Raw genomic sequence first — 21932 nt, 5'->3', positions numbered from 1 at the left:
GACGCCGCCTGCGACAACCGCCCGCGACATCCGCTGCTCAGCCGGCTAGCGCAGCTGTTCCTGCACTGCCTTCACGGGGATCAGCATGGCCAGGCCGATCGCGATCACGACGACGATGCCGAGGATGCCGAAGTAGGGCGCTCCGAACCAGGTCACGAACAGCGCGAACATGGTCGGGGCGAGGAAGCTCACGGCGCGGCCGGTGGTGGCATAGAGGCCGAACACCTCGCCCTCGCGGCCCGGCGGGATCAAGCGGGCGAGGAACGTGCGGCTGGCCGACTGGGCAGGGCCGACGAACAGGCAGAGCGCGAGGCCGGCCGTCCAGAACACGATCTGGCCGCCGTCGTGCAGCAGGAAGATCAGCAGGCCGCTGATGATCAGGCCGATCAGCGCGGCCATGATCACCGGCTTGGCGCCGAGCTTGTCGTCGAGGGCGCCGACGGTGATGGTCGAGATGCCGGCCACGACGTTGGCGGCGATGGCGAAGATGATGACCTCGCCGGCCGAGAAGCCGAAGACGGATGCCGCGAGCACGCCGCCGAAGGTGAACACGCCGGCCAGGCCGTCACGGAACACGGCGCTCGCGAGCAGGAACCAGACCGTCTGCCGGCTCTCCTTCCACAGCTTCGCGATGTCGCGGCCGAGCCGCGCGTAGGAGGCGAAGAAGCCGACCTTGTCGCGCTTGACGCCGGCCGGCGCCTTGTACTCCGGCACCGCGAAGAGCACGGGCAGGGCGAAGATGCCGAACCAGGCGGCGGCGATCAGCATCGTGACGCGGATGTCCATGCCGTTGTCGCTGGTGACCCCGAACAGGCCGACCTCCGGGCTGATCAGGCCGAAGTAGACGATGAGCAGCAGCACGATGCCGCCGATGTAGCCCATGCCCCAACCGAAGCCGCTGACGCGGCCGATCGAGCGCGGCGTCGACACCTGGGCGAGCATGGCGTTGTAGTTGACGCTCGCGAACTCAAAGAAGATGTTGCCGGTCGCCACCAGCACGAGGCCAAGCATCAGGAACTCCGGCGACGGCTCGACGAAGAACATGGCCGCAGAGATGGCGACGACGAGGTAGGTGTTGACGGCGAGCCAGAACTTGCGCCGGCCCGATGAGTCGGAGCGCTGCCCGGTGATCGGGGCGAGCAGCGCGATCAGCAGCCCGGCCGCGGCCAGCGCCCAGCCGAGCTGGGCCTCGACGGTGCCGGAGGGGCCGAAGCTGGAGCTGGTCAGATAGACGGTGAAGACGAAGGTGGTGATGACAGCGTTGAACGCGGCCGAGCCCCAGTCCCAGAGTCCCCAGGCGAAGATGCGACCCTTGCGGGCGTTCTGGGCGGCGACCGCCGCGACCTGGTGGGTGTCGATGCCGACAGTGGCCGCCGCGGCATCCGCGTTGGTCAGGTGTGTCGGGGGGAAGTTGCGCGGGGCGTCTGCGTTGGCGCCGGGGCCGTGGGGGTCACTCATGGCTCTCAGGCTAGTGGCCGACGGTAAACAACAGGGGGAGCGCCGCACGCCGTCGGCGTGCGGCACCCCCAGGGGCCACCTGCTCTAGAACATCTCTGCAACGAGCTCGGCGAACACGGCGTCCGGGTCGCAGCCGAGCCCCTGCCTGCTGAACCAGGTGCACACGTTGACGCAGTCCCGGTAGAGCATGTCCATGCCGTCCGGGTTGCTCACCACCTCGACCAGCTGCGGCAGGTCGATCACGACGACCCGGCCGTGGTGCACCAGCAGGTTGTAGGGCGAGAGGTCGCCGTGCGCGACGCCGGCCCTGGCGAGCCCCCGCATGATCTCGACGACCTGGGCGTAGAGAGGGTAGAGCTCGGATGCCGTTCCGCGCTGTGCAGCCAGGCGCGGCGCGGCGGTCTGGCCGTCGCCGATGAACTCCATCAGCAGCTCGCTGCCGTTGACCTGCACCGGGTAGGGAACGGGCAGGCCGCGCGCGTACAGCGTGCGGAGCGCCTCGAACTCGGCGTAGGCCCAGCGGATCGCCGACACGCTGCGGCCGTAGCTGCTGCCCCGGGCGACGGCGCGGCTGTCGCGGGTGTTGCGCATGCCGCGGCCCTCGGTGTAGCGCGATGAGCGGTGGAAGTCGCTCGTCTCCGGGCCGCGGTAGCGCTTGGCGGCGAGCACGACGGCTTGACCGCCGGGCACCGCACGCTCGATCAGGAACACGTCGGCCTCCTTGCCCGTCTTCACGATGCCGAGCTCGGTGTCGAAGGCCGCGGCCGAGGTCACGACCCAGTCTGGATACGGGCGGGGGCCGCGCTCGCTCGGCGTGATGGCACCCCAGGTGCTCCAGCGTTGCCCGTCGCCGGGCTCGTGTGTGCCGAAGGCAAGGGCGAATGGGTCGAAGATGGGTGCGTCAGAAGACGATGAAATCACTGTGGTTGCTCCAAGAGTGGAGGCCACCGGGGCGCCTGCGTGAAGGCGAGGCGTGGTTAGTCAGTGGCCAGATCAGAAAGAGAAGGAACGAGGCTCACGACACGATCGGTCATGGTGTTCAACTCCTCTCCTGCTGGCATCGGCGCAATTCGCCGAGCGGATGCCTGCCCGCACGGTGTGCGGTGCAAGACCGGTGCAAGCATATGCCGCCCCCGCTGGTTTCACCAGTGCAACGGTGCCGCGGCGCCGGAGGGCACCCCATCTGGGGCAAGAGTCTGGGTCATTTGCCCCAGTTCCTTGACTCGGCTCTGAGGGATCGGCCATGCTGGCTGCACCCGGGGCGCTCGCCCGCCCATTCGCAGTGCCGCGAAAGGACAGTGATGACCGCCCCGTCGACGACCGAGCTCCTCGAGCACACCCCGAGCATGCGGGTCAGCCGCGGCTGGATCACGAAGCTCTCGCTGGCATTCCTCGGCATCAACATCGTCTGGGCCGGCCCCGGCCAGGTGCTGCTCGCCCCGCAGATCGAGCGACTCACCGCCCTGGATGCCGGCGGCCTGTTCAGCTCCAACAAGGAGAGCAACCTGGCGGTTGTCGCCTTCGCCACCGCCCTGTTCTCGTTGATCGCCGTGCCGCTCTGGGGTGCGCTGTCCGACCGCACCCGCTCGCGCTGGGGCCGCCGCACGCCGTGGATGGCGCTCGGCACGCTCGGGGCGGCCGCAGGTCTTGTTGCCACCGGCTTCGCCTCCTCGCTCGGCATGCTGGCGGTCGCCTGGGTGCTCACGCAGGTGTTCATGAATGCCGTCATCACACCCATCTCGGCCGCCGTCCCCGACCAGGTGCCGGTGCCGCAGCGTGGCGTCGTCTCGGGCTGGATGGGATTCACCTACACCTTCGCCATCGTGCTCGGCACCGCCATCGGCACGGTCGCCACGGCGGTATGGTCCGGGGCCTTCGGCATCACCATGGGCTACGTGCTCTGCGCGGCGGTGTGTGTGCTGGCCATGCTGCCGTTCCTGCTCACCCGCTGGGAGAAGCCGAGCGTCGACCGGATGCTGGAGGCATTCCGCCTGAAGGACTTTCTGGCCTGCTACTGGGTCAACGTGCGCAAACACCCCGACTTCGGCTGGGCCTGGATCACTCGCTTCTTCGTCAGCCTGAGCAGCGCGCTGGCCCTGTTCTACCTCTACTACTACCTGCAGGACTCGGTCGGACTCACCCGCGACGATGCCGCGGGCGACGGTGGACTGCGGGTGAGCGACGGCGTGCTGCTGCTTACCGCGGTGTACGCGTTCTCGGTGTTCGCGACGGTGGTGGTGGCTGGGGTGCTTTCAGACAGGGTGGGCAAGCGCCGCGTCTTCGTGTCGGCATCCGCCGTGTTCACTGCGATCGGCGTGCTGATCATGGCCTTCTCGCCGGAGTTCCCGGTCGTGGTCGTCGCGGCGATCATCCTCGGGCTCGGCACTGGCGTCTTCACCGCCGTCGACTTCGCGCTCGTCACGGAGGTGCTGCCGTCCAGCGCCAGCAACGGCAAGGACATCGGCATCATCGGGCTGGCGGTCAACCTGCCGAACATGCTCGCGCCCATCCTGGCCGCCTTCATGGTGACGGCGTTCGCCGGTTACAGCGCGCTCTACGTGCTGGCCGCGGTGCTGGCGATCCTCGGAGGCGTGCTGGTGTTCCGCATCCGCGGTGTCGCCTAGCGCGGGTTCCGGATGCCGCGGTGCCAGCCAGCACCGCTGGTCGAGTAGCGAGGAACGAGCGTATCGAGACCTCGCACGTGGCTCGGTTCGTTGTCGGAAACCGGGTCTCGATACGGCCCTGGCGGGCCTACTCGACCAACGGGGAACGACGGTGTTGGCTTCGGTCGCTGGCGCTCCCTCGAGCCAACGGGAAGGTGGTGCACCGCTGGTCGAGTAGCGAGGCACGAGCGTATCGAGACCTCGCACGTGGCTCGGTTCGTTGTCGGAAACCGGGTCTCGATACGGCCCTGGCGGGCCTACTCGACCAACGGGGAACGACGGCGTTGGCTTCGGTCGCTGGCGCTCCCTCAAGCCAACGGAAAAGTGGAGCACCGCTGGTCGGGTAGCGAGGAACGAGCGTATCGAGACCTCGCACGTGGCTCGGTTCGTTGTCGGAAACCGGGTCTCGATACGGCCCTGGCGGGCCTACTCGACCAACGGGGAACGACGGCGTTGGCTTCGGTCGCTGGCGCTCCCTCGAGCCAACGGGGAAGTGGAGCACCGCTGGTCGAGTAGCGAGGCACGAGCGTATCGAGACCTCGCACGTGGCTCGGTTCGTTGTCGGAAACCGGGTCTCGATACGGCCCTGACGGGCCTTCTCGACCAACGGGGAACGACGGCGTTGGCTTCGGTCGCTGGCGCTCCCTCGAGCCAACGGGAAAGTGGAGCACCGCTGGCTGAGCCTGTCGAAACCCCGGTTCAGCGCTCGAGCGCCAGAAACTGGTGCGTGAACGCGACAGCCATGCCGCCCTCGCCGACGCCGGCCGCGACGCGCTTGACCGAGCCGGCGCGCACGTCGCCGATCGCGAAGACGCCGGGCGCGCTCGTCTCCAGCGCGAACGGGCGGCGCTGTAGCGGCCACTGCGGGGATTCCGCGGCATCCGCCCCCGTGAGGATGAAGCCGTGCGCATCACGGGCGATCTCGGGTGGCAGCCAGTCGGTTGCGGCATCCGCCCCGATCATCACGAACAGCACGGTCAGCGCCCGCCTGCTCGTCTCCCCGCTCGCCGAGTCGAGCACGTCGACGGCCTCCAGGGCGCCGTCGCCGTGCAGTGCGACGACCTGGCTGCTGGTCTCGACGCGGATGCCGGCCGTTGTGCCGATCTGGTCGATCAGGTAACGCGACATGCTCGCCTCGAGCGACGGCCCGCGCACGAGCATCGTCACGGAGCGGGCGTGCCTGGAGAAGAACAGCGCCGCCTGCCCAGCCGAGTTGCCCGCGCCGATGATGCAGACGTCCTGGCCCTGGGCAATGGCGGCGTCGCTGCGCGCCGCCCCGTAGTAGACGCCGTTGCCGAGGTAGCGCTCCACCCCGGCGACCGGCAGGGTGCGCCACTCGACGCCGGTCGCGATGATGAGCGCTGCAGCCCGCACGCCGTCCCCGCCGTCCAGGGTGACCACCCGGGCGGCCGGGTCGATGGCTGTTGCGCTGCGGGTGACGACGATTTCGGCGCCGAGCCGCGTCGCCTGGGTGAGCGCCCGGCTGGCCAGGTCGTCACCGGAGATCCCAAACGGGAAGCCGGTGTAGTTCTCGATCCTGGTCGAGGTGCCGGCCTGCCCGCCGGGTGCCAGCCGCTCGATCACGACGGTGCGCAGGCCCTCGGCGGCGGCGTTCACGGCCGCGGTCAGGCCGGCTGGGCCCGCGCCCAGAATCACAACGTCGTAGTCGGTGGCGGCTGGCTCGACGGCGAGGCCGACTGCGCGGGCCACCTCGCGCAGCGCGGGGTCGACGAGCCGGCTGCCGTCGCGCAGCTCCAACACGGGGTCGTCGGTCGCGCCGGCATCCGCCTCGGTCATCACCCGGTCGAACGCCACCTGGTTGCGGGTGAGGAAGGTGCTGATGGCGCGAGCGGCGGGGTCGGCGCGGGGCGCGATGACACGGGCGACCACGTCCGGGGGTTCCGCGGCCAGAGCCTGGATTGCGTCGAGGTAGCGGCGCGCCAGCCAGGCCACCTTGGCCGGCACCGATGGCGCCAGTGCCGCCAGCGTGTAATACGACGTGGCATCGAGTTTGATGATGCGTGCCTGCCCGGCCGCCCGGCCGCTCGCCGGAAAGTTCGTGCTCAACGTCATCGGCACCTCGCCGAAGAACTGACCGGGCGTGCGCGCCCCGATGGTGCGCTCCTCGCCGCTGACGACCTTACTGATCTCGACCGTTCCGTCGATCACGACGAACAGGGCGCGTGCCTCGCCCTCGTGCACAAAGTACTCGCCGGGCATGAGCGTGATGTCTTCGACGGCGCGACACAGAAAGTCGAGCGCGTCGGGCTGCAATGGGGCGAAGATCCGGATGCCGCGAAGCTCTTCGACGGTGATCATGCGCTGAATCTAGTGACCGCCGCCGACCCCGTCAACGGACCCGATCGAGACGAAAACTGAGAGTTGAGCGTGAGTGACTCAACTTTGCCGCTCTCCGTTTGACTGAGAAATTGCCTCATGGAATACTTGAGTCATCAAGGCTCAAGTCTTGAATCAGGACTTCGGTCAGCGGCCCCAGGCCCTGACCACAAGCCGACGGCCGGCAGACAGCGGCCGGCAGAAGGAGAGACACATATGTCACGTGCAGTAGGAATTGACCTCGGAACCACCAACTCGGTCGTTGCCGTTCTCGAGGGTGGCGAGCCCACGGTTATCGCCAACGCTGAAGGTTTCCGCACCACCCCCTCGGTGGTCGCATTCACCAAGGACGGCGAGGTGCTCGTCGGTGAGACCGCAAAGCGCCAGGCCGTCACGAACGTCGACCGCACCCTTGCATCCGTCAAGCGCCACATGGGCACCGACTGGAGCACCGACATCGACGGCAAGAAGTACACGCCGCAGGAGATCTCGGCCCGCATCCTCGGCAAGCTGAAGCGCGATGCAGAGCAGTACCTGGGCGACACGGTGACGGATGCCGTCATCACCGTCCCCGCATACTTCAACGACGCCGAGCGCCAGGCCACCAAGGAGGCCGGTGAGATCGCGGGCCTCAACGTTCTGCGCATCATCAACGAGCCGACCGCGGCCGCTCTGGCCTACGGCCTGGACAAGGGCAAGGAAGACGAGCTCATCCTGGTCTTCGACCTCGGTGGTGGAACCTTCGACGTCTCCCTCCTCGAGGTGGGCAAGGACGACGACTTCAGCACCATCCAGGTGCGCGCCACCTCCGGTGACAACCGCCTCGGCGGCGACGACTGGGACCAGCGCATCGTCGACTGGCTGATCAAGCGTTTCAAGGACTCGACCGGTGTCGACGTCTCGAACGACAAGATCGCCAAGCAGCGCCTGAAGGAGGCCGCTGAGCAGGCCAAGAAGGAGCTCTCCTCGAGCACCAAGGCCAGCATCCAGCTGCCTTACCTCTCGCTCACCGAGAACGGCCCGGCCAACCTCGACGAGACGCTGACCCGCGCCGAGTTCGAGAACATGACCAGCGACCTGCTCGACCGCACCAAGAAGCCCTTCGAAGACGTCATCCGCGAGGCCGGCGTCAAGCTCTCCGACATCGCACACGTCGTGCTCGTCGGTGGCTCGACCCGTATGCCCGCCGTGAGCGAGCTCGTCAAGAAGGAGACCGGCCAGGAGCCCAACAAGGGCGTCAACCCTGACGAGGTCGTTGCTGTCGGTGCCGCACTGCAGGCCGGCGTTCTGCGCGGAGAGCGCAAGGACGTCCTGCTGATCGACGTCACCCCGCTGAGCCTCGGTATCGAGACCAAGGGTGGCATCATGACCAAGCTCATCGAGCGCAACACGGCCATCCCGACCAAGCGCAGCGAGACCTTCACCACGGCAGACGACAACCAGCCGTCTGTTGCGATCCAGGTGTTCCAGGGCGAGCGCGAGTTCACCCGCGACAACAAGGCACTCGGAACCTTCGAGCTGACCGGCATCGCCCCGGCCCCCGCGGCATCCCGCAGGTCGAGGTCACCTTCGACATCGACGCCAACGGCATCGTGCACGTGTCCGCCAAGGACAAGGGCACCGGCAAGGAGCAGTCGATGACGATCACCGGCGGATCCTCGCTGGCGAAGGAAGACATCGAGCGCATGGTGCGCGAGGCCGAGGAGCACGCCGCAGAGGACAAGGCTCGTCGCGAGTCCGCTGAGGTGCGCAACAGCGCTGAGCAGCTCGTCTACTCGATCGAGAAGCTCATCAAGGACAACGACGACAAGCTGCCCGCGGACGTCAAGTCCGAGGTGCAGGGCGACGTCGACGCGCTGAAGAGCGCGCTGGCCGGCGATGACGACTCCGCTGTGAAGAGCGCCTTCGACAAGCTCAACGAGAGCCAGGGCAAGCTCGGCGAGGCGATTTACGCCACCTCGCAGGCGGATGCCGCAGCGGCCGACTCGGCCGAGCAGCCCGCCGACACGTCCTCTGACGAGGACGTCGTCGACGCCGAGGTCGTCGAAGACGAAGAAGACAAGAAGTAACCATGGTTGACAAGAACCAGCCGATCGATCCGGACGAGGGCAACGGCCTGGATGGCGAGCCCATCCAGGCCGAAGGCCCCGACATCGAAACGCATGACACCGAAGGCCCCGGCGCTGAGGTATTGGGAGAGGAGGAGCTCACTGTGGAAGACATTCTGAATGCCGTCGCGGCAGAAGAGGCCGACCCGACTGTCGAGCACCTGGCCGACCTCAAGCGGGTCACCGCCGAGTACGCCAACTACCGCAAGCGCACCGAGTCGAACCGTGAGGTGGAGCGCGAGCGCGCCATCGGCTCGGCCGTCTCGGCGCTGCTGCCGGTGCTGGACGACCTCGACCGTGCCGAGAAGCACGGTGACCTCGAGGGTGAGACCGCCTTCTCGACCATCGCCGCCAAGCTGCGCGCGAACGTCGAGAAGCTGGGCCTGACCACCGTCGGCACCGTCGGCGAGCCGTTCGACGTGACCATCCACGAGGCGATCTTCCAGCAGCCCACCCCGGGCGTGGAGGTCGAAACCGTGGCCGACGTCGTCGAAAAGGGCTACTACCTCGGCTCCACCTTGCTACGACCCGCGAAGGTCGTCGTGCAGGTGCCCGCCTAGAAGCGGTTCCCGCAGGGGTCGGATGCCACGGCATCCGGCCCCTGCACCCATAATCTCTCTGCACCCGCAATCGGGTGCGACATCATCACTCATCACGAAAGGAGGCGCGCATGGCAAGTCAGGATTGGTTTGACAAGGACTTCTACAAGGTTCTCGGCGTCTCGAAAGACGTGAGCGAGGCCGAGCTGAAGAAGACGTACCGCAAGCTCGCCCGCAAGTACCACCCCGACTCCAACCAGGGCGACCCCTCGGCAGAGGCGAAGTTCAAGGAGATCAGCGAGGCGCACTCGGTGCTCTCCGACCCGGAGCAGCGCAAGGAGTACGACGCGGTACGGGCCATGGGCGGCGGGGCGCGGTTCACCTCGCCCGGCAGCGCAGGAGGCAACGGCGGCTTCGAAGACGTCTTCGGCGGCATGTTCGGCGGCGCCGGCGGTGGCCGCGGTCAGCAGCAGTACACGTTCCAGCAGGGTGGCGGCTACGACGACATCCTCGGCGGCCTGTTCGGCGGCCAGGGCGGCGGCCGGTTCGGCCAGACGAGCGGCGGCTACCGCGGCTTCGGCGGACCCACCCGCGGCAGCGACGTGAGCGCCAGCGCCACCATCGACTTCATCACGGCCACGCAGGGCGACACCATCACGCTGCAGACCAGCGACGGCCGCCCAATCAAGGTCAAGATCCCCGCCGGCGTCGCCGACGGGCAGAAGATCAAGCTGCGCGGCAAGGGCCAGCCCTCGCCGGATGGCGGCGAGTCGGGCGACATCATCCTGACCGTCACCGTGCGCAAGCACCCGGTGTTCGAGCGGGACGGGCTGAACCTGCGCGTCAACGTGCCGGTCACATTCGTGGAGGCCGCCCTCGGCGCCACCATCGAGGTGCCCACGCTCGGCGGCGACCCGGTCAAGCTGCGTGTCGCCCCCGGCACGCCGAGCGGCCGTGTGCTGCGCGTCAAGGGGCGCGGCGTGAAGACCGCCAAGGGCGTCGGCGACCTGCTCGCCGTCGTGCAGGTGGCTGTTCCCTCGCACCTCAACGCGGCCGCCGAGGAGGCGCTCGAGAAGCTGCGCGAGGCGCTGCCGGACGAGAACCCCCGGGCCGACCTGCTCGCCCGGGCGCGAGGCTAATCATGAGCGGTGGGATGCCGGGCGGCATCGACGAGCACGCGCCGATCTTCGTGATCTCCGCGGCCGCCGAGCTGGCCGGCATGCACCCGCAAACGCTGCGGCAGTACGACAGGCTCGGCCTGGTCGAACCGCAGCGCACCCCCGGCAAGTCGCGCCGCTATTCGATGCGCGACGTGATGCAGCTGCGCGAGATCGCGATGCTCAGTGCCGAGGGCGTCAGCCTGGAGGGCATCCGCCGCATCCTCGAGCTCGAGAACCGCGTGACCGAGTTGTCGCAGCGCGTGCACGAGCTCGAGGGTGCACTCGCCGACGAGCTGCTCAACCGGCCGGGGCGGCGCGTGTTCGCCGCCGGCACGGAGGGCGAGGTTGTCTCGGTCAAGGCCGGAACGCGCCTGCGCCGTGCCAACTCCGTCGTGGTGTGGCGCCCACTCGGCGGCGAACGCTAGCCGCGCAGCGCACTGCGCCATCCAGCGCCCGCGCGTCCTGAACATTCTTTAAGCCCGAATGTGAGGGAGGCTCGTTACGCTGGAGACATGAAGCCGGATCTGCAGGACCGAGAGGACGTCGCGGCCCTCGTCACGGCGTTCTACACCCGGGCGTTCACCGACCCGTTGATCGGCCCCATCTTCACCGACGTCGTTCACATGGACCTCGCCGCGCACATGCCCGTCATCTGCGATTTCTGGGAGACGGTGCTGTTCCAGGCGGGCCTGTACCAGCGGAACGCGCTCGCCCTGCATGTGGCGCTGCACCAGAAGCACGCCCTCGAGCAGGCGCATTTCGAGCGCTGGCTGGAACTCTGGGTCGACACCGTCGACGAGCACTACGCCGGCGTGGCCGCCGAGCGCGCGAAGGAGCAGGCCGAGCGCATCGCCGGCTCGATCCACCGCCGGCTGCAGGGCGGATCCGGCAGCGCATTCGAGACGCTGAGCGTCGCGCACCGTTACCCTTGGGGCATGGACCTTGCGGCATTGCGACGGTGGCCGGACGTCGAGGCCGACAATCTCTTCGCGGTCGACGCGAGCGACCGGCTGATTCTCGCCGAGGCGGAATCCGCGCTGCAGGGCACCCCTGCCGGCGAGGTCGTGGTGATCGGTGACCGCTACGGCGCACTGACGCTGGCCGCGCTGGAAGCGGTTGGGCTGCCGGCTGCCGGTGCCGAGGGCATCCGCGTGCACCAGGACGCCCTCTCTGGGGAGCTCGCTCTCGCGGCGAACGCCGCAGCGCTTGGCGTGGACGCCGGCTTCCGCTCGGTCGCCCTCGGCGTCGAGCAGCACCCCGGCGAGCTGCTGGCCGGGGCCCGTGTCGTGCTGCTCCAGCTGCCGCGCTCCCTCGACGCCCTCGACGAGATCGCCGCCGCCATCGCCCGCCACGCAGAGCCCGACGTCGTCGTGTTCGCGGGCGGCCGCATCAAGCACATGACTCCGGCGATGAACACCGTGCTCGGCGAGCACTTCGGCCGCCTCGACGTGAGCCTCGCGCAGCAGAAGTCGCGCGTGCTCCGGGCCAGCGCGCCGCATCAGGCGGCGACCGCCCCCTGGCCGCGCAAGAACCGGCACGACGACCTCAAACTCACCGTCGCCGCCCACGGCGCCGCGTTCGCCGGCGCCTCCGTCGACATCGGCACCCGGTTCCTGCTCGGCCACCTCGCCGAGGCGAAGCCGGGCGCACGCTCCGCGATCGACCTGGGTTGCGGCACTGGAATCCTGGCCACCGCGTTGGCCCTGCACCGACCGGAGCTGCGCGTGCTGGCGACCGACCAGTCCGCGGCAGCCGTGGCATCCGCCCGGGCGACCGCCGCCGCCAACGGGGTGAGCGAGCGGGTCATCGTGGTGCGCGACGACGGTCTGAGCGCGCAGCCGGATGCCAGTGCAGAGCTGATCGTGCTGAACCCGCCGTTCCACGTCGGGGCCACGGTGCACGCCGGCATCGCGTTGAAGCTGTTCGAGCACGCCGCCCGCGTGCTCGCGCCGGGCGGCCAGCTCTGGTGCGTGTGGAACTCACACCTCGGCTACGGGCCGGCGCTGCGCGACATCGTCGGGCCGACCCGGCAGATCGCCCGCAACGCCAAGTTCACGATCACGGCTTCGACCCGCGCCTCGTAGGGGCCGCGCGCCGGATGCTCCGGAGCGGTCAGTCGGCGTCGAGCCGGTAGCGGCCGGCATCGTGAGCAAAACGCTGCAGCAGGCGGCCGAGCTCGGCGCGGTCGGCGTCGGCCCAATCGGCCAGGATCGCGGCCATCATCTGGTCGCCGGCCGCGACGAGGGCGGCCATGACGGCCTCGCCCTCTGCCGTGAGCTGCAGCAGGCTGGCCCGGGAATCGGCCGGGTCGGTGACCTTCTGCACCAGGCCGAGCGCCGCCAGTCGGGCGCTGATCTTGCTGACGTTCGAGGCGCCGACGCGCAGCCGCTCGGCCAGGGCCGACGGGCGCATCGCGCCCTCGCGGGCCAGGGTGGTGATGGCGACAATACTGGTCGCGTCCAGGTCGCCAGCGCCCTCGGGCGCCGCACTCTCGGCGAGTGCGTGGATGAAGCCGCCGGAGCCCCAGCGCGTGAACACGCTGAGCAGCGCCGCGAGCGGCTCCGAGCCGTAGGGCAGGGAGCCGCCTTCGCCGCCGAGGGGATCAGGCATACTGTGTGCCGCCATCGACGGGCAGCACGACGCCGGTGATGAAGGAGGCCTCGTCGGAGAGCAGCCAGGCGACTGCGTTGGCGATGTCCTCCGGCCGGCCGAGGCGCTTCATCGGGATCTCTGCGGCATAGCCGGCCTTGGCCTCGGCGGGCAGCGAGGCCAGCGCGGCGGTCTCGATCGCGCCGGGGGCGACCGCGTTGATGCGGATGTTGTCGGTGGCGTATTCCTGGGCGCCGGTGCGGGTCAGCGAGACGACGCCGTGCTTGCTTGCGCCGTACGGCGCGAGGTTCGGAGTGGCGTTCAGGCCGGCGATCGAGGCGATGTTGACGATGTTGCCACCGCCGTTGGCCAGGAAGTGGCGTGTCTCTGCGCGCATCGACAGCCAGGTGCCGCGCAGTGTCACGTTGATGGTGCGGTCCCACTCGGATTCCTCGATCTGGTCGAGGCGCTTGGGCATGGCGCCGAGGCCGGCGTTGTTCACGGCCAGGTGCAGGCCGCCGAACTCGGTGACGGCGAAGTCGACGAGCGCGTCGACCTGGGCCGGGTCGGCGACGTTCGCAGCCTTGTAGGCGGCGATGCCACCGGCTGCCACGATCTCGGCGACGACGGCACGGCCGTTCTCGTCGTTGACGTCAGACACGACGACGCTCGCGCCCTCACGGGCCAGGCGCTTGGCCACTGCCGCGCCGATGCCGGCGCCGCTGGCGGTGACAAGTGCTACTTTTCCGTTGAAATCCATGGTGTTCGACTCCTTCATTTACTGTCGTCACGACAGTATATGCCTCGGGTCTGGGGGCGTCCCGGCATCCGTCGGCCCCGCCCTGCGCCACTTCGCCGCCTTCCGCGCCACTTCACGTGGCGCAAAGCGCGGGGAAGTGGCGCAGGGCGGGTTTCGACAGGCTCAACCAGCGGGGGCGGCTCAGCCGGCGGATGCTGCTCGACCGGCGGGGCGGCTCAACCAGCGGAGCGGGTCAGCTCAGCCGGCGCTTCAGGCGTCGGAGCGGGCCGAGAACATCAACTGCGTGCCGAGCGGGCGCAGGCGGATCCGCCGCGAGGGGTGACTCTCGTCGATCTCGACGCGGGCGTCCATCGACTTCACGAAGTCGGTGAACGAGGAGAAGCCGAGGGCGCGCTCCTGGAACGTCGGGTCCATGCGCAGCATCTGGTTCTTCACGTTGCCGCTGGCCTGCCAGTCCTCGTCGTTCTTGGCTGCGCCCAGCTCGAGGGCGCGGGCGAGCAGGTCGCCGGCCTCTTCGAGGGCTGCCTTGGCCTGTCGCGAGGAGCGCGGGCGCAGCGCGCGGCCACTCGGGGTGGCCTCGGCGGCGTCTGCTACGGCTTCGGTGTCGGCGGGCTCGTCGTCCGTGCGCGGGGCAGTGCCGGCATCCGCTGCGCTCGCAGAGCCGTTCGTGCCGTTCGTGCCGGCCTTGCGGCGGCTCGGCCGGGTCTCCTGGGCGGCGCTGACGCGCACGATGCCGGGCAGGGCGTCGTAGTCGGCGAACTCGTCACAGGCGGCGGCGAGGGCCTTGCTGGTGCCACCGGCCACGCCGATGCCCACGACGTAGCGGCCGAGCACCTTGGCGCGCTGGGCGAGCGCGATGTAGTCGGAGTCGCCGGCCACGATCACGACGTGCGTGAGGTCGGGCAGGCGGAACAGGTCTTCGACGACGTCGACGGCGAGGCGGATGTCGGCGCCGTTCTTCATCGATGCGACGACGGGGAATAGCTGCACCAGGTCGACGGCGCGGTCGATCAGCTGGCGGCGGTAGCTGGCGTTGATGGCGACGGACCAGTCGGCGTAGGCGCGGCTGACGCCGACGGTGCCGAAGGAGGACGCGAAGTCGAGGATGGCGCCGAGGTTGACCGTGGCCTCGTCGAGTCGCTGGGTAATGGCGGCGGTCTCACCCTTGCCGCCCACGGCGTCGCGGGCGTGGTCCTTCTGGAACTGGCCGCGGGTGTGCAGCTGGTTGTAGCGGGAGATGACGATGTTGTCGAAGTCGATGTAGACCCCGACGCGCGTCTCGGTGGATGCGTTCATGCGATGCCCTTCGACGGTGCCGCCGTTCTCGGGTGACGACAGAGGGCCGGCCCGGGCGGTACACCTACTATTCTGCCGTCGCCCGACCGCTGCACGCGACCGCGGCCGCGCAGAAATGGAGGAGGAGAGTCGGGCGGCAGCTGAGGGAAGCCCCGTTCAGCGGGCGCGGGGCGCGTAGGCCCGCGGCTCTGCGTTCGCCCGGACCAGGGCGCGCAGGCTCTCGAGGTCGCCGGAGACGAACCCGGCCGCCCTGGCCTGCACCAGCACGTTGCCGAGCGCGGTGGCCTCGACCGGACCAGCCAGCACGGGAACCCCGGCGTGGTCGGCGGTGAGCTGGCACAGCAGCGCGTTCTGCGACCCACCGCCGACGATATGAATCGTGCGCACGCTCGTGCCCGAGAGGTCGGATGCCGTCTGCACGGCCCGCGCGAACGCCTCAGCCAGACTCTCGATGATGCTCCGCACGAACTCCGCCTGGCTGGCCGGCACCGGCTGGCCGTGCTCCACGCACCACTCGGCGATGCGGGCGGGCATGTCGCCCGGTTCCATGAAGCGCGGGTCGTTGGCGTCGAAGACGGCCACGGGCCCGGTCACAGCCTCGGCCGCGGCCACGAGCGGCAGCAGCGAGACGGATGGGTCGGCCTGCTGCCAGACGCGCACGGACTCGCTGAGCAGCCAGGTGCCCATCACGTTGTGCAGGAAGCGCACCCGGCCGTCCACGCCGCCTTCGTTCGTGAAGTTGGCGGCGCGGCTGGCCTCCGTGAGCACCGGCCTTTCGAGCTCGACACCGACCAGGCCCCAGGTGCCGCAGGAGATGTAGGCGGCATCCGGGTCGGTCATGGGCACGGCAACGACGGCCGATGCCGTGTCGTGCGAGCCCACAGCGACGACCGGCGTGCCTGCCAGCCCCGGAGCCGACGCCCCCTGCGGCAGCACTGTGCCGATGCGCTCGCCGGGCTGCACCAGCGGCGCGAAGAGCCGGCGGGGCAGCCCGAGCCGCGCGATCAGTGAATCGTTCCACCGCGTGCCGTGGCCGTCATCCGAGAGGCTCAGCAGGCCGGTGGTCGAGGCGTTTGTGCTCTCGGCCCGCTGCTGCCCGGTCAGCCAATACGCGAGCAGATCGGGCACGAGCAGCGCTCGGTCGGCCTGCTTGAGCAGTCCGTCGGCGCGCTCGGCCTCGAGCTGGTAGAGCGTGTTGAACGGCAGGAACTGCAGGCCGTTCAGGGCGTACAGCTCGGCAAATGGCACACGCTCGTGCACGGATGCCACGCCGGCCGCCGTGCGGGAGTCTCGGTAGTGGAACGGCGAGCCGAGCAGCCGGTCGCCGTGCAGCAGGCCGTAGTCGACGGCCCACGAGTCGATGCCGATGCTGGCCAGCCGCGGCTGCCGGCGGGCCGCCTCGGCGAGCCCCTCCAGCGCCGACTCGTAGAGCCCGTGGATGTCCCAGTGCAGCCCGCTCGGGGTCTGCACCGGCGTGTTCGCGAAGCGGTTGACCGGCTCCAGCCGCAGCTCGTTCGGGCCGACATGGCCGAGCATGACCCGGCCGCTGGTGGCACCGAGGTCGACGGCGGCGATCGTGCCGACCGTCATCGCAGGAAGGCGGCGGCGACGCCGGCATCCACCGGGATGTGCAGGCCGGTCGTGTGCGAGAGGTCGGCCGAGCACAGGACGAACACGGCGTTGGCGACATTCTCGGGCACGACTTCGCGCTTCAGGATGGTGCGCTGGGCGTAGAACGCGCCGAGGTCTTCCTCGTCGATGCCGTAGGTGGCGGCACGGTTGGCGCCCCAGCCCGAGGCGAAGATGCCCGAGCCGCGCACGACGCCGTCGGGGTTGATGCCGTTGACCTTGATGCCGTGCTCACCGAGTTCGGCGGCCAGCAGGCGCACCTGGTGGGCCTGGTCGGCCTTGGTGGCCGAATAGGCGACGTTGTTCGGGCCGGCGAAGACGGAGTTTTTGCTGGAGATGTAGATGATGTCGCCGCCGAGCTTCTGGGCGATGAGCACGCGGGCGGCGTTCTTCGAGACCAGGAACGAGCCCTTGGCCATCACGTTGTGCTGCAGGTCCCAGTCCGCCTCGGTGGTGTCGAGCAGCGCCTTGGAGAGCGAGAGGCCCGCGTTGTTCACGACCAGGTCCAGGCCGCCGAAGGCGAGGACGGCGGCGTCGATCGCGGCCAGCACCGCTGCCTCGTTCGAGACGTCGGCGGCGACGCCGATCGCGACATCCGCGTTGCCGATCTCGGCGGCGGCGGCCTGCGCCTTGGCCAGGTCGAGGTCGGCGATGACGACACACGCGCCCTCGGCGGCCAGGCGCACGGCGATGGCCTTGCCGATGCCGGATGCCGCACCGGTGACGAGCGCGATCCGGCTGGCGAGGGGCTTCGGCTTCGGCATCCGCGCCAGCTTGGCCTCTTCCAAGGCCCAGTACTCGATGCGGAACTTCTCGGCCTCGTCGATCGGGGCGTAGCTGGAGAGGCCCTCTGCGCCGCGCATCACGTTGATGGCGTTGACGTAGAACTCGCCGGCGACGCGTGCGGTCTGCTTGGTGGCGCCGAAGCTGAACATGCCGACGCCGGGCACCAGCACGATGAGCGGGTCTGCGCCGCGGATGGCGGGCGACTCGGCGTCCGCATTGCGGTCGTAGTAGGCCTGGTAGTCGGCACGGTAGGCGGTGTGCAGCTCCTCGAGGCGGGCGATCGAGTCCTCGATCGAGGCGCCGGCGGGCAGGTCGAGCAGCATCGGCTTGACCTTGGTGCGCAGGAAGTGGTCGGGGCAGCTGGTGCCGAGCGCGGCGAGGCGCGGGTGCTCGCTGGCGGCGAGGAAGTCCAGCACCTCGGCGCTGTCGGTGAAATGGCCGACCATCGGCATGTCGGTGGAGGCGAGGCCGCGGATTACGGGCGCGAGCGCGGCGGCCTTGGCCAGGCGCTCGGCCGGCTGCAGCGCGCCGAAGCCGTCCAGGGCGAGGCCGAAGGGCTCCGGCTTGCTGTTCGCCTCGATGTAGGCGGCGGCCGTGTCGATGATCCAGAGCGAGTTCGCCTCGGCCTCATCGCTGGTGTCGCCCCAGGCGGTGATGCCGTGGCCGCCGAGGATGCAGCCGATCGCGCCCGGGTTCGCCGCCTTGATGGCTGCGATGTCGAGCCCGAGCTGGAAGCCGGGGCGGCGCCACGGCACCCAGACGACCTTGTCGCCGAAGATCGTCGTGGTCAGTGCCTCGCCGTCGGCGGCCGTCGCGATCGCGATGCCGGAGTCCGGGTGCAGGTGGTCGACGTGGGCGGCGTCGACGAGGCCGTGCATGGCGGTGTCGATCGACGGGGCGGCTCCGCCCTTGCCGTGCAGTGTGTAATCGAAGGCAGCCACCATCTCGTCCTCGTGGTCGAGCCCGGCGTAGACGCCCTCGAGGGCACGCAGGCGGTCGACCCGCAGCACGGCGAGGCCGGACTCGGTGAGCGTGCCGAGGTCTCCGCCGGAGCCCTTCACCCACATCAGCTCGACCGGCTCACCCGTGACGGGGTCGGTCTCGAGGCCTTTGGCGCTGGTGTTGCCGCCGGCGTAGTTGGTGTTCTTCGGATCAGCGCCCAGCCGGTTCGACCGTGCGATGAGATCTGCTGCTGCCTGGTTCGTCATGTCGTTGCTTCCTTGCTCGGTTCTGCGGGTGCGGGGGTGGGGCGTGAGCCCTAGGCGCCCCAGCTCGACTGGGTGCCGCCGACGCGGTCGGCCGCGATCTGGGCCTGGTAGCCGGATGCCGCATAGGCGGCCAGCGGGTCAGCCGGCAGTCCCCGGCCCTCCCGCCAGGCGGCGAGGTCGCCGCGCACGTCGGTGTAGAAGGCGTCCATCAGGATGCCGTTGGCGCCGAGCACGTCGCCCGCGGTCTGCGCGGCATCCAGTGCGGCGCGGTCGACGAGCAGCGCGCGGGCGGTCATCTCCTGCACATTCAGAACGGAGCGGATCTGGCCGGGGATCTTGTCCTCGACGTTGTGGCACTGGTCGAGCATGAAGGCGACGGGGCTGCTGCCGTCCTGGTTCGCGGGGCCGTAGCCGCCGCCGCGCACGACCTCGACCATGATGCGGAACAGCTGGAATGGGTCGGCCGCGCCCACGATCAGGTCGTCGTCGGCGTAGAAGCGGGAGTTGAAGTCGAAGGAGCCGAGCTTGCCGAGGCGCAACAGCTGCATGACGATGAACTCGATGTTCGTGCCCGGGGCGTGGTGGCCGGTGTCGAGGCAGACCATCGCCTTGTCGCCGAGGGCAGCGACCTGGGCGTAGCTGGTTCCCCAGTCGGGAACATCGGTGTGGTAGAAAGCCGGCTCAAAGAACTTGTACTCGAGCACCAGCCGCTGCTCCGAACCGAGACGGGCGTAGATCTGCTCAAGCGAGTCGGCGAGGCGATCCTGGCGGCCGCGCATGTCGCCCTGGCCGGGGTAGTTCGTGCCATCGGCGAGCCAGATCTTCAGATCCTGCGAGCCGGTGGCGTGCATGATGTCGATGCACTCGAAGTGGTGGTCGATCGCCTGCTGGCGGATCGCGGCATCCGCGTGGGTCAGGCTGCCGAACTTGTACGCGTCGTCCTGGAACGTGTTCGAGTTGATCGTGCCGAGTGCGACGCCCAGGTCGCCGGCGAACTCGCGCAGCGCGCTGTAGTCGTCCACCTTGTCCCACGGGATGTGCAGCGCGACCTTCGGCGCGAGGCCGGTCACGCCGTGCACCTGGGCGGCGTCGGCGAGCTTCTCCTGGATGGTGCGCGGGGTGCCGGGGGTCGCGAAGACCTTGAAGCGGGTGCCGGAGTTGCCGAACGCCCAGGAGGGCAGCTCGATGGCCTGGCCGTCGAGCTGGCCGGCGATGGAATTGAGGGTCGTCATGGGTGTCACTTCTCTGTGTCGGATTCGGCCGGATTGGCGACGTGAATCGTTTCAACGAATAAATCGTTTCAATATTGACGCAGGATTGGTCCAAGGTCAAGCCAGCGTGCGGCGACGCAACGGAGAGGCCCGGCAGCCGTGGCCTAGGATTTCATGAGCAGTTCAGACAAATAAGGGGATCCGCGAGTGAGCGTAAGTGTGCGCGATGTGGCATCGCTGGCCGGGGTTTCTGTCGGCACCGTGTCCAATGTTTTGAACCGGCCGGAGAAGGTGGCGCCGGCGACCGTCCAGAAGGTGCAGCGCGCCGTTGCCGAACTCGGCTTCGTGCGCAACGAGGCGGCCAGGCAGCTGCGCGCCGGACGGAGCCACAGCATCGGCCTGATCGTGCTGGACGTGCGCAACCCCTTCTTCACCGACGTCGCCCGCGGCGCGGAGGACCGGGCCGCAGAGGGGTCGCTCTCTGTGCTGCTCGGCAACAGCGACGAGAAGCCCGAGCGCGAGTCGGCCTACATCGCGCTGTTCCAGGAGCAGCGCGTGCACGGCGTGCTCATCTCCCCGCTCGGCGAAGACCTCGGCCGGCTGCGCGCCCTGCGTGAGCGCGGCATCGCGACCGTGCTGGTCGATCGCCAGGATGCCGCGGGGGAGTTCTCCTCCGTCTCGGTCGACGACGTCGCCGGCGGTTACCTGGCCGTGCGCCACCTGCTGGACCTCGGTCGCCGCCGCATCGCCTTCGTGGGCGGCTCCGCCGACATCCGCCAGGTTGCCGACCGGCTGCGCGGCGCGCAGCAGGCCGTCGACGAGGTGTACGGCGCGAGCCTGGAGCCGATCGACGCCGACGGGCTGACCGTGCTGCACGGCCGCGCCGTCGGCGAGGCGCTGCGCGAGCGGGCCGCATACGCCCGGCCCGAGGCCGTCTTCGCCGCCAACGATCTGCTCGCCCTCGGCGTGCTGCAGGCGCTGACCATGATCGGCGACATACGCGTTCCGCAGGACGTCGCGCTGATCGGCTACGACGACATCGACTTCGCCGCCACTGCCGTTGTGCCGCTCAGCTCGATCCGCCAGCCCAGCGTTCTGATCGGGTCGACGGCCGTCGATCTGCTGCTGCGCGAGGCCGCTGGCGAGCCGGAACTCGAGCGGGAGCAGATCGTGTTCCAGCCCGAGCTGGTGGTGCGCGCCTCGACCGGCGCCGCGAGCTAGCCGACGCGGCTAGCTCCGCACGACCACGTTGCGCGGGGCGTCGCCCTGCAGCATCCGCTCGATCTGATCGGCCAGCAGCCGGCCCATCCGGGGCATCATGGCGGTCGAGGCACCGCCGACGTGCGGGGTGATCAGCACGTTGGGCAGGGCGAACAGTGGATGCCCGGCGGGCAGCGGCTCTGGGTCGGTCACGTCCAGGGCCAGGCGCAGTCGGCCGGAGCCGGCGTGGGCCAGCAGCGCGGCGGTGTCGGCGACCGGCCCGCGTGCGATGTTCACCAGCAGCGCGCCGTCGGGCATCGCCGCCAGGAAGGCATCGTCGACGAGGTGGTGCGTTGAATCGCTGAGCGGCACCCCGACGACCACGACGTCGGCCAGCGGGAGCAAGGCGGACAGCTCGGCGATGCCGTGGATGTGGCCGGTCGCGCCGTTGCGGGCGGTGGAGGCGACGCGCACCACGTTCACCTCGAACGGGGCCAGCCGGGCCTCGATCGCCTGGCCGACACCGCCGTAGCCGACGATCAGCACGGTGCGATCGGCGAGGCTGGCGTGCCGGGCGGGAGCCCAGCGTCCCTCGGCCGCGGCCCGCACGAAGTCGGGGATGCCGCGCTGCGACGCCAGGATCATGGCCAGGGTCAGCTCGGCGGTGGACGTCTCGTGCACCGAGGACGCGTTGGCGAACGTGTGCCCGGCCGGCAGCACGTCGGTGACGCCGTCATAGCCGATGGACTGGCTCTGCACGAGCCGGGTGGTGGTGCCGGCGAGGTTGGCCAGCAGCGGGGTCGCGCCCATGTACGGCTGCACCACGATGTCGATGTGCGGAACGGGGGAGGGCCCGGTCATGTCCCAGTCGATCAGCTGCACGCCCTCCGGCACCGGACCGAGGGCGGCGCGGAGCGCCCGACCCGGCAGGCTGACGACGAGGGAGGGGGCCGAAGCCGCGGCAGTGGTGTCAGGGGTGCTCATGATT

16 protein-coding genes and 1 pseudogene are annotated in these 21932 nt (G+C 69.5%); 7 read left to right on the top strand and 10 right to left on the bottom strand.

The window, feature by feature from the left end; all coding sequences use genetic code 11:
- Positions 1-45: 45 nt before the first annotated feature.
- Positions 46-1458 (bottom strand): MFS transporter, encoded by a 1413-nt coding sequence (locus AWU67_RS13935; protein WP_067230304.1) that lies wholly within the window; start codon positions 1456-1458, stop codon positions 46-48.
- Between the two features lie 84 nt (positions 1459-1542).
- Positions 1543-2379, bottom strand: a complete 837-nt coding sequence (locus AWU67_RS13930) for a serine protein kinase RIO (RefSeq protein ID WP_234407264.1) — start codon at positions 2377-2379, stop codon at positions 1543-1545.
- A gap of 380 nt (positions 2380-2759) precedes the next feature.
- On the opposite strand from AWU67_RS13930, the gene AWU67_RS13925 reads away from it, so the two are divergent.
- Positions 2760-4082, top strand: coding sequence for an MFS transporter (locus tag AWU67_RS13925; RefSeq protein ID WP_067230301.1), 1323 nt, complete (start codon positions 2760-2762; stop codon positions 4080-4082).
- A 738-nt stretch (positions 4083-4820) separates the two neighbouring features.
- Here the strand turns inward: AWU67_RS13925 and AWU67_RS13920 are convergent.
- On the bottom strand, positions 4821-6440 hold the full coding sequence (locus AWU67_RS13920) for an FAD-dependent oxidoreductase (RefSeq protein ID WP_067230297.1): 1620 nt from the start codon (positions 6438-6440) through the stop codon (positions 4821-4823).
- Between the two features lie 234 nt (positions 6441-6674).
- Between AWU67_RS13920 and dnaK the strand changes: the two are divergent.
- The 5 genes and pseudogenes from dnaK to AWU67_RS13895 all read left to right on the top strand — a co-directional run bounded on the left by dnaK (position 6675) and on the right by AWU67_RS13895 (position 12349).
- Positions 6675-8527: pseudogene (dnaK, locus tag AWU67_RS13915) on the top strand (molecular chaperone DnaK).
- Positions 8528-8529: 2 nt separating this feature from the next.
- Positions 8530-9126, top strand: a complete 597-nt coding sequence (locus AWU67_RS13910; RefSeq protein WP_067230294.1) for a nucleotide exchange factor GrpE — start codon at positions 8530-8532, stop codon at positions 9124-9126.
- A gap of 110 nt (positions 9127-9236) precedes the next feature.
- On the top strand, positions 9237-10244 hold the full coding sequence (locus AWU67_RS13905) for a DnaJ C-terminal domain-containing protein (protein WP_067230290.1): 1008 nt from the start codon (positions 9237-9239) through the stop codon (positions 10242-10244).
- 2 nt (positions 10245-10246) lie between these two features.
- Positions 10247-10690 (top strand): heat shock protein transcriptional repressor HspR, encoded by a 444-nt coding sequence (locus AWU67_RS13900; RefSeq protein ID WP_269465234.1) that lies wholly within the window; start codon positions 10247-10249, stop codon positions 10688-10690.
- A 510-nt stretch (positions 10691-11200) separates the two neighbouring features.
- Positions 11201-12349, top strand: a complete 1149-nt coding sequence (locus AWU67_RS13895; protein ID WP_067232816.1) for a class I SAM-dependent methyltransferase — start codon at positions 11201-11203, stop codon at positions 12347-12349.
- A gap of 28 nt (positions 12350-12377) precedes the next feature.
- Here AWU67_RS13895 and AWU67_RS13890 read toward each other — a convergent pair whose 3' ends face one another.
- The 6 genes from AWU67_RS13890 to rhaI all read right to left on the bottom strand — a co-directional run bounded on the left by AWU67_RS13890 (position 12378) and on the right by rhaI (position 19765).
- Complete coding sequence (locus tag AWU67_RS13890) at positions 12378-12875, bottom strand: MarR family winged helix-turn-helix transcriptional regulator (protein WP_067230287.1); 498 nt, start codon at positions 12873-12875, stop codon at positions 12378-12380.
- Complete coding sequence (locus tag AWU67_RS13885; RefSeq protein WP_067230283.1) at positions 12868-13614, bottom strand: SDR family NAD(P)-dependent oxidoreductase; 747 nt, start codon at positions 13612-13614, stop codon at positions 12868-12870. The genes AWU67_RS13890 and AWU67_RS13885 overlap by 8 nt, the downstream gene beginning before the upstream one ends.
- 249 nt (positions 13615-13863) lie before the next feature.
- Entirely contained in the window at positions 13864-14910 is a 1047-nt protein-coding gene (locus AWU67_RS13880; RefSeq protein WP_067230280.1) for an NYN domain-containing protein, read from the bottom strand.
- A gap of 156 nt (positions 14911-15066) precedes the next feature.
- The gene (locus AWU67_RS13875; protein WP_067230277.1) at positions 15067-16500 is read right to left on the bottom strand and encodes a rhamnulokinase; all 1434 of its coding nucleotides are present in this window, start codon (positions 16498-16500) and stop codon (positions 15067-15069) included.
- Entirely contained in the window at positions 16497-18533 is a 2037-nt protein-coding gene (locus AWU67_RS13870) for a bifunctional rhamnulose-1-phosphate aldolase/short-chain dehydrogenase (protein WP_067230273.1), read from the bottom strand. Before AWU67_RS13870 ends, AWU67_RS13875 begins: the two co-directional genes overlap by 4 nt.
- A 50-nt stretch (positions 18534-18583) precedes the next feature.
- On the bottom strand, positions 18584-19765 hold the full coding sequence (gene rhaI / locus AWU67_RS13865) for an L-rhamnose isomerase (RefSeq protein ID WP_067230270.1): 1182 nt from the start codon (positions 19763-19765) through the stop codon (positions 18584-18586).
- Between the two features lie 186 nt (positions 19766-19951).
- Between rhaI and AWU67_RS13860 the strand changes: the two genes are divergently transcribed.
- A complete protein-coding gene (locus tag AWU67_RS13860; RefSeq protein ID WP_199922297.1) occupies positions 19952-20965 on the top strand; it encodes a LacI family DNA-binding transcriptional regulator in 1014 nt (337 codons plus the stop codon).
- Positions 20966-20974: 9 nt separating this feature from the next.
- Here the strand turns inward: AWU67_RS13860 and AWU67_RS13855 are convergent, their stop codons facing one another.
- On the bottom strand, positions 20975-21928 hold the full coding sequence (locus AWU67_RS13855) for a 2-hydroxyacid dehydrogenase (protein WP_067230264.1): 954 nt from the start codon (positions 21926-21928) through the stop codon (positions 20975-20977).
- Between the last annotated feature and the right edge of the window lie 4 nt (positions 21929-21932).

It is taken from the genome of Microterricola viridarii, from assembly GCF_001542775.1.
Taxonomy (GTDB): Bacteria; Actinomycetota; Actinomycetes; order Actinomycetales; family Microbacteriaceae; genus Microterricola; species Microterricola viridarii_A.
The sequence above is the reverse complement of the archived record's forward strand: the minus strand, read 5'-3'. Positions and strand labels throughout refer to the sequence as shown.